This window comes from Xanthovirga aplysinae, from assembly GCF_009711365.1.
Lineage (GTDB): Bacteria > Bacteroidota > Bacteroidia > Cytophagales > Cyclobacteriaceae > Xanthovirga > Xanthovirga aplysinae.
On record NZ_SMMB01000876.1, the window covers coordinates 279 to 5,003 of the forward strand.

Here is a 4,725-nt window from a genome sequence, read left to right on the forward strand (position 1 = left end):
AATTCCTTTGTTCATTATATTTTATATTATTCGACAAATGTATAAATAAAACTGTGAAATGTAAATTTTATTGGCAGAAATGATTGAATTTTTCCTGATTTGTTTATAAAAAGCCCATTTTTCCATTTTGGTAATCTCGCATAGCTTCTAGCACTTCTGTTTGGGTATTCATAACAAAGGGGCCATATTGGCTAATGGGCTCTTGGTTAGGTTTTCCTGCTAAAAGCAAGATCAAGCTTTTTTCTTGTGCTTTTACCTCAATTTCATTCCCTTCTCCTTCAAATTCAACCAATTGTTTATTTCCTATTTGTTTTTCATTAATCGTTGTGTTTCCATGCAATTGGTATAATAGTGTATTTTTATCAGAAGGAAAATCAAAAAAAACTTTCCCGTTTTTATCCAATTCAATGGTAAGTGCTGTAATTTCAGTTAATGATTTAATAGGCCCTTTTACATTTTTATAATTTCCGGATATTACATTTACTCTGTAATTGTTTTCCTTAATAAAAGGTATTTCTTCACCTGTAAAAGCCTGATAGTTTGGCGGTGTCATCTTTAGATTTTTTGGAAGATTTGCCCAAAGTTGTATCAATTCAAAATCCCCTCCCTTTTCTTGGAAAGTTTTAGGTGCTCCCTCTGAGTGAATGATTCCTCTTCCTGCTGTTATCCATTGAACACCCCGTTGCCCCACAACTTTATGATTTCCTAAGGAATCTTTATGTTCAACTTCTCCTTTGAATATAAATGTAATTGGCTCAAAGCCTCGATGAGGATGAGGAGCAACATCAAAAATTTCATTTCCTGCTGGATAATTTTTGGGCCCAGCATGGTGTAGTAAAATAAAAGGGTCAATTGTTTCTACCTGTTTAGAAGGAAGAGGTTGTCCTATACGAGCTTTGCCCATCATTACATCTTGAGATGTAATGATTTGTTTTATAGTCTTTCTCATGATTAATACTCCTGTATTTAATGTAATTACAACTATTGTAATTTATGAAACGTTCGAGGTGGCAAAAGGGTTATAATTAGAAGGTGAAAAACTTGGAAAAGCCTATTTCCCTTTTTTAGTGAGTCTTTTCCACTACAATAAATGGCCGCATCATATCATAATCTTCATGAGTGATGATATGGCAATGCCAGACATATTTTCCGGATCGGTCAAAATAGGCAATAAGTCGGGTCACTTGTCCTGCCAGGGAAAGGGCGGTGTCTTTTAGACCTTTTTCAATGGCTTGAGGAAGGATTGGCTCTCCTTTAAATGTTTTAAACTTCAAATGAGCACCTTTAAAAGTCCGGTCTGTATCCATTAATTTCTGGTCATGGAACACTAAATCACCTTCATATAATTGGCGGTTAAGAACTTGAAATTGAACCTGATGCAGATGGATGGGATGGGCCGAATTAGTGGTGTTATAAATTTCCCAGATTTCTATGGTATTTTTTTCAATAATCTCTGTCACTGAGTCCATGAAAAAAAGTGACCCTTTATCCAAGGTTCCCAAAAGGGTCAATGTTCTTCCCAAATCATCTTTGAGATTAAAAAGAATTAGTTTTCTAGTTTTGATAGCTTTGTGGGGTTCAAGGGTTGGAAATGAGGAGCGTAATGAAATTGAAGAGTTAAAATTAATTCTTTGAGTGTTTTTGTTATTTTCAACATCAAAACGCATGACTAGGCCGGTTGAGTTTGGGTCAGCAATTGAAGCAAAACCTCCAAATCCATCTGTGATTTTTTGGTTTCCTCCTTTATTATATATCAGTTTAGTTGAATTTTTGGGGTCCTTTGGATTAACATATCCTCTAAATGGTAATTCTGGACCCAAATTCTTCAAAATAATATTTTTCCCCTTAAATTTGGAAAAATCTACCAATAGGTCGGCTCTTTCTGCTGGTGCTAGTACTAATAGGGTGAGGGAAACGGGCTTTTCTAAAAAACCACCATCTGAGCCAATCTGATAAAATTGCATTTGATTTTCAAACTCCAATACAAAGGTTCTTGAAGAGGACCCGTTTAAAATCCGAAATCTGTAAATGCAGGGTTTTACCTCTAATTTTGGCCAGCACATATTGTTTGCCATGATAAATTCACCAAAGAATTCATCAAAATGTGTGGGATCTGGCCAATTTTCTTCAATTTTCTTTTTGATAATGGGATCAATGGGTTGTCCATGTCTTCCCGGATAGTATAGCTCTCCTTTTTCGGTGAAATTGGCATCATTAAAGACAATTTCTAGGGTTAAGCTATCAGGAGGGAGTACATTTTCTTCCTGGAGTCGTTTTTCATTAGGGTCACTGATTAAATAGAAACCGTATAATCCTGCATAAACGTTTAGCCGGGTCATGCCAATTGTGTGGTCATGGTACCAAAGGGTCGTAGCCTCCTGGCTATTGTCATAATAGTAATTTTTTTTCACATAATCCGGACCTAATTCCTGGTAATTCTGGGTGTACCAGGCCTCTGGGTATCCATCGCTTTCTGATTCGGTATGACCGCCATGAAGATGTATGACAATGGGTAAGGAATTACTGTCTTTCAAATGAGGAGTATGAATGGAATAATCAACTGGAAGAATATGTGGGTGTGGAGGCAATTGATTATTCCATTGAACAGTAATTGGCTCATCAGTTTGAGCTAAAAAAGTGGGGCCAGGGGAATAAACCTTTCCTTCATATTCAAACCCCCACATTTTTGTTTTGAGGGAATCTCCGGATTTACTTTTAAGTCCTAGCCAGAAAAAAGCTTCCTTGATAGGAATTTGATAGTGGCTACCCCTCTTTGTGTGAATTCTTTGAGGAATAGGAAGGGGGTTTATAAATTTTTGTTGACTTTCAGGAGATAGTAAAGTTACCCTCTTTGATTCAGAATTAGTTTTTTTCTTTTCTTTAGGGAGACAGCCACAAATCAAAAAGGTTAAAAAAACAGCTGTTACCCAATTGGAGTAATAATTGAAAAATAAAATACTTCGCCCAAATAATAGGTTGGAAGTCATATTTGCTGACTTTTATAGTAGGTGTAAAAAAAACATCTCTTTTCATTACAGGGTTCACGGAAAAATGAAGAGCCTACTTATTACTGTGTATTGGACTATGTAGTAAATATGGATGATGTATTGACAAGGAGTTAAGTATCCAAAATTGTCGATAAGTATTTGATTGAAATTCCAGGGAGAAAATTTATACTCCGACTGTTATTTCATGCTGAAAAAAGGTAATTTAAATATTGATAAAGCAAATGTTATAGATAATTGAATGAAACATGTCAACAAATAAAAAGATTATTTTAAAAAGCCGTCCTAAGGGAATGCCTGACTTAGGTAATTTTGAAATCCTTTCTTCTGAGATGCCAGTACCTAGTGAAGGGGAGGTACTATTGAAAAGTTTATATGTCTCTGTTGACCCTTATATAAGAGGGAGAATGAATGATGTAAAATCTTATGTTGAGCCATATCGCCTAAATGAGGTGATTAGGTCGGGGGTGGTCGCCGAAGTGATGGAAAGCAAAGACGAGGGCTTTAAAAAAGGTGATTATGTTACCGCTCTGTTGGGTTGGGAAAAATTTCAGACGACCAAAACCAAGGGGCTCGAAAAGGTCGATCCTAATTTAGCGGGATTGTCTGCTTATCTGGGAATTCTGGGGATGCCTGGTTTAACTGCTTACTTTGGATTGATGGATATAGGAAAACCTAAGGCTGGTGAAACTGTAGTCGTTTCGGGAGCTGCTGGTGCTGTAGGAAGTGTTGTAGGTCAGATTGCCAAAATTCAAGGATGTAGAGTTGTAGGTATTGCGGGATCAGCAGAGAAATGTAGATTTTTGAGAGATGAATTGGGGTTTGATGCAGTGATCAACTATAGGGAAGGAAAAGTATTGGAAGATCTCATGCAAGTAGCTCCTGATGGTGTAGATGTTTATTTTGACAATGTGGGAGGAGAAATTTCTGATGCTGTAATTTCCCGAATTAATAAATTTGCGCGCATAGCGATCTGTGGACAAATCTCATTATATAATCTGGATAAACCTCCAGTGGGACCAAGGGTAATGGGACAGCTATTAATTAAGAGTGCTTTGATGAAAGGTTTTATAGTTTGGGATTATGCAGATCGTGTTCAGGAAGGAATTCAGCATTTAGCAAAATGGTTGGGGGAAGGAAAGTTAAAATATAGGGAGACCGTTATGGAAGGTTTTGATAATATCCCACAGGCTTTTTTGGATCTGTTCACTGGGAAGAATTTGGGGAAGATGGTTGTAAAGGTAGAATGATTGGGTGAGGGAAAGGCCACTCTTTTTCTGAAATAGTTTTACCTAAATTTTGGGGTTAGTGAGATACTTAATTAATAATTGAATGGAGAGTTAAAGTCAAAGTGTTTACTGATTATAACTCTCCAATTAAAAATCTTTTTTCATTACTCTTCCTCTTTTTTTAATAATTATCCTGGTTATGGGATTTTAAGAAAAGGGAAACATTAAATTTTACTTCTCTTTTACCTATTTCTTATTTTTATTTTACACTATTAAAGTTTGCCTATAACTTACGATGAAGGAAATTATAAGTCTAATTTTTAGTAGCAAATGGGTTGAATCCTTATTACTAGATTTTAATAGAAAGATGTTTTTTATTATAATCATCCGATAAATAGATTAGGAATGAGTTTAACACCTGTATTTTATAAATATTTTTTTAGAAACATATTTTGGTCTGAAAGGATTGATTTGGATCGATAAACTCATTT

The 4,725-nt window shown here is 35.6% G+C and carries 3 protein-coding genes; 1 reads left to right on the forward strand and 2 read right to left on the reverse strand.

What is annotated here, in order from left to right; translation table 11 throughout:
* Positions 1 to 103: 103 nt before the first annotated feature.
* A complete protein-coding gene (locus E1171_RS07220) occupies positions 104 to 949 on the reverse strand; it encodes a pirin family protein (RefSeq protein WP_155205339.1) in 846 nt (281 codons plus the stop codon).
* Between the two features lie 115 nt (positions 950 to 1,064).
* Entirely contained in the window at positions 1,065 to 2,987 is a 1,923-nt protein-coding gene (locus E1171_RS07225) for a multicopper oxidase family protein (protein WP_155205340.1), read from the reverse strand.
* Positions 2,988 to 3,253: 266 nt separating this feature from the next.
* Here E1171_RS07225 and E1171_RS07230 point away from each other — a divergent pair, with 266 nt between their 5' ends.
* Positions 3,254 to 4,255: an NADP-dependent oxidoreductase gene (locus E1171_RS07230; protein WP_155205341.1), complete on the forward strand. Its 1,002-nt coding sequence runs from the start codon at positions 3,254 to 3,256 to the stop codon at positions 4,253 to 4,255.
* The last annotated feature ends 470 nt before the right edge of the window (positions 4,256 to 4,725 follow it).

Bases quoted from the DNA above. Each gene is read 5' to 3' on its own strand.
- E1171_RS07220 (WP_155205339.1), bottom strand. From the start codon at position 949: ATGAGAAAGACTATAAAACAAATCATTACATCTCAAGATGTAATGATG.
- E1171_RS07225 (WP_155205340.1), bottom strand. From the start codon at position 2,987: ATGACTTCCAACCTATTATTTGGGCGAAGTATTTTATTTTTCAATTAT.
- E1171_RS07230 (WP_155205341.1), top strand. From the start codon at position 3,254: ATGTCAACAAATAAAAAGATTATTTTAAAAAGCCGTCCTAAGGGAATG.